We start from the raw sequence: 3441 nt of genomic DNA on the forward strand, positions 1-3441 counted from the left end.
CTCGCGCGCGCGCCATCGGCGGCGAAGGACGCGGCGCTGGTCGTCGCCGCCGCGCGCCTTCGCGAAGCGGCACCGGCGCTGCTCGCGGCCAATGCGGCGGATCTCGAGGCCGCGCCCGACCTGACGCAGGCCTATCGCGACCGGGCGACGCTGACCCCCGCACGCATCGAGGCCATCGCCGCGGGGCTGGAGCAGGTGGCCGCCCTGCCCGACCCGGTCGGGCGCGTGCTGGCGGAATGGACGCGGCCGAACGGCCTTGTCATCCGCCGCGTCGCGCAGCCGCTCGGCGTCATCGGCATGATCTTCGAAAGCCGCCCGAACGTGACGGCCGATGCCGGCGCGCTCTGCCTCAAGGCGGGATCGGCCGTGCTGCTGCGCGGCGGGTCGGAAAGCGCGCGATCCGCAGCCGCCATCGCGGACTGCCTGCGCCACGGGCTGCGCATGGCGAACCTGCCGGAGGATGCGATCCAGCTGGCCGCGACGCAGGACCGCGCCTTCGTCGGCGCGATGCTGCGGGCCTCGGGGCTCATCGACCTGATCGTGCCGCGCGGCGGCAAGGGCCTGGTGACGCGGGTGATGGAGGAGGCGCGCGTGCCCGTCCTCGCCCATGCCGAGGGGCTCTGCCACACCTACATCCACGCGGCGGCCGATCCCGCCATGGCGCGGTCGATCCTGGCGAACGCGAAGATGCGCCGCACCGGCATCTGCGGCGCGACGGAAACGCTGCTGATCGACGCCGCCATCGCACCGTCGCTGCTGCCGCTGCTGGTGGCCGACCTCGCCGCGCTGGGCTGTGGCTTCCGCGCCGACGACCGTGCGCGCGCGATCTGCCCGGACCTCCCGGCGGCGACCGAGCAGGATTTCGCCACCGAATGGCTCGACGCCGTGCTGTCGGTGAAGGTGGTGGACGGCGTCGAGGATGCGCTCGCCCACATCGCCCGCTTCGGCTCCGAGCATACGGAAGCGATCGTCACGGGGGACGAGGACGCGGCGCGTCAGTTCCTCGATGGGCTCGGCTCGGCCGTCGGGATGTGGAACGCCTCGACGCAGTTCTGCGACGGGTTCGAATTCGGCTTCGGGGCGGAGATCGGAATCGCCACCGGGCGGATGCATGCGCGCGGGCCGGTCGGGCTCGAGCAGCTCTGCACCTTCCGCTACCAGGTGATCGGGACCGGCCAGACGCGGCCGTGAGGCGCGCCGCCGCCGCGCTGCTCGGCATCCTCGCAGCCGCGCCGGCGCAGGCCGCCTGCCCGGAGATGGCCGATGTCGCGCGCTTCGCCCAGGCGCTGCTGGAACGGCGCCTGCCCGCGCCCTTCCCGGCGATGACGGAGGCGGAAGCGGCCTGCGCGCAAGGCCGTCTGGTCGCGACGCTGGCGCAGCCCTGGGGCGATGTGTCCGGCCATGCGCTGGCGGCAGAGGCGCTGCCGCCGATCGCGGGCGCGCTGTTCCACGCGAACCTGCGCGCAATATCCGGCGCCACCATCGAGGCCGCCTTCGCCATCCGCCCCGCGGTCGCGCCCGGCCTGCTGCTGCGCATCGGCGAGGATGGGCGCGCGATCGCCGCCGCACCCTATCTCGCGCTGCTCGACCTCGCCGCCGTGCAGGGCGCGGGGCGCGCGGCGCACATCGCCGGCAATCTCGGCCTCAGGCTCGGCGTGGTCGGCGCGGAGGGCGCCCTTGCCGCGGACACGCCCATGGCGACGCTGCAGGCCGCTGGCAGCGTGATGGCGGCCTCGCTGGGCCTGGCGGCCTCTCCGGAGGTGCTGCTGGCCGACTTCGCCCGCGCCCGCATCGCCGCAGGCCGGCCTCTTCGCGCGGGCGAGGTCGTTGCGCTGCTCGGGCCGGCGGCGCCGATCGCGCCGCGGCCGGGAGAGTCGTGGCGGCTCGATGTGCGGGAGCTCGGAGCGGTCGCCGTGCAGTTTCGCTGAGCGCCTCGGCACCAGGGCTGCGGCCCTGACGTCCGGGCCGGCGGGGCCTGCCGCGAAGCGAAGGCCGGCGTCCCGCACGCGCCCTGCGACGGTGCCTGCCCGTCGCGTCGCGCATCAGGCCCTTTCGCCGCGACGCGGCGCGCCGCTACCATCGCGGCAGGGATGGAGGAACGCCGATGCGCCGCATGCTGATCGCCGCCGCCTTGCTCGCACTGCCCACCGCGGCGCAGGCCGCTTGCCCGGAGGAAGCCGCCGTCGAACGGCTCGCCGCCGCGCTCGTCGCCAATACGCGCTCGCCCGCGCTCACGGGCATGACGTCGATGGCGGACGGGCAATGCGGGCAGGACCGGCTCGTCGCCATCCTCTCCCGCGAATGGGGGCGGCCGGTCGGCTACAAGGTGGGACTGACCAATCCGGCGGCGCAGCAGCGCTTCGGCCTCGGCCACCCGATCACCGGCACGATCTTCGAAAGCACGATCCGGCTGCGCGACGGGGCGGAAGTGCCGGCCCGCTTCGGCGCCGTGCCGACGGTCGAGGCCGACCTGATGGTGCGCATCCGCGACGAGGGCATCAACGGCGCAGGGCGCGACCGCGTCGCGATCCTGCGCCACATCGACCAGGTGATCCCCTTCATCGAGATGCCGGACCTCGCGCTCTCGGGCGGCATGGACGGGCCGAACCTGCTCGCCATCAATGTCGGCGCGCGGCTCGGCGTGCTCGGCACGCCGATCGCGCCGGAGGCGACGGAGGCGTTCGCCGCGCGGCTTGCCGAGATGACGGTGGTGCTGGCGAACGACCAGCGCGAACTCGCGCGCGCGCCGGGAACGGCGCTGCTCGGCCATCCGCTCGACGTCGTTCCCTGGCTGGTGGAGGACCTCGCGAAGCGCGGGCTGCGGCTGCGCGCGGGGGACTACGTCTCGCTCGGCGGCTTCTCCCCGGCCCTGCCGACCGAGGCCGGTCGCACCTACACGGTGCGCTACGAAGGGCTGATGGCGCAGCCGGTGACGGTGAGCGTCCGAACGCGGTGAGGCCCGGCCGCTTCGGCGATTCCCGCGCGCGCCGCATCGGGCTGCTCGGCGGGTCCTTCAACCCGGCGCATGCGGGACACCTGCATGTCGCGCGCATGGCGCTGCGCGCGCTGCGGTTGCACCAGCTCTGGCTGATGGTCTCGCCCGGCAATCCGTTAAAGCCGGTGGCGGGCATGGCGCCGCTGGCGGAACGGCTGGCCTCCGCCCGGCGGCTTGAGGAAGGCGGCCGCATCATCGCCACCGACATCGAGCGCGTGCTCGGCACGCGCTACACGGCGGACACGCTGCTGCAGCTGCGGCGGCGCTTCCGGCGCGTGCGCTTCGTCTTCGTCATCGGCGCCGACAACCTCTGCCAGTTGCCGCGCTGGAAGGGCTGGCGGCGCATCGCGCGCAACACGGCGCTTGCGGTGCTGCCGCGGCCGGGCTTCACGCGCCGCGCGCTGGCGGGGCAGGCGGCGGCGGCGCTGCGCCGCCATCGTCGCGCA

At 74.7% G+C, this 3441-nt stretch carries 4 protein-coding genes; all 4 read left to right on the forward strand.

Features of this window, described 5'->3' with window-relative positions:
* Nucleotides 1-1191, forward strand: a 1191-nt coding sequence (locus tag HW577_RS22745; RefSeq protein ID WP_198378395.1) for a glutamate-5-semialdehyde dehydrogenase, incomplete at its 5' end; no start/stop codon positions are given.
* Complete coding sequence (locus tag HW577_RS22750) at nt 1188-1928, forward strand: hypothetical protein (protein ID WP_198378396.1); 741 nt, start codon at nt 1188-1190, stop codon at nt 1926-1928. The genes HW577_RS22745 and HW577_RS22750, both read left to right, overlap by 4 nt.
* A gap of 176 nt (nt 1929-2104) precedes the next feature.
* On the forward strand, nt 2105-2956 hold the full coding sequence (locus HW577_RS26715; RefSeq protein ID WP_232475174.1) for a 2-keto-4-pentenoate hydratase: 852 nt from the start codon (nt 2105-2107) through the stop codon (nt 2954-2956).
* A partial coding sequence (locus HW577_RS26720) for a nicotinate-nucleotide adenylyltransferase (RefSeq protein ID WP_332837793.1) occupies nt 2953-3441 on the forward strand: 489 nt, incomplete at its 3' end. The genes HW577_RS26715 and HW577_RS26720, both read left to right, overlap by 4 nt.

Source organism: Neoroseomonas rubea, from assembly GCF_016106015.1.
Taxonomy (GTDB): Bacteria; Pseudomonadota; Alphaproteobacteria; order Acetobacterales; family Acetobacteraceae; genus Neoroseomonas; species Neoroseomonas rubea.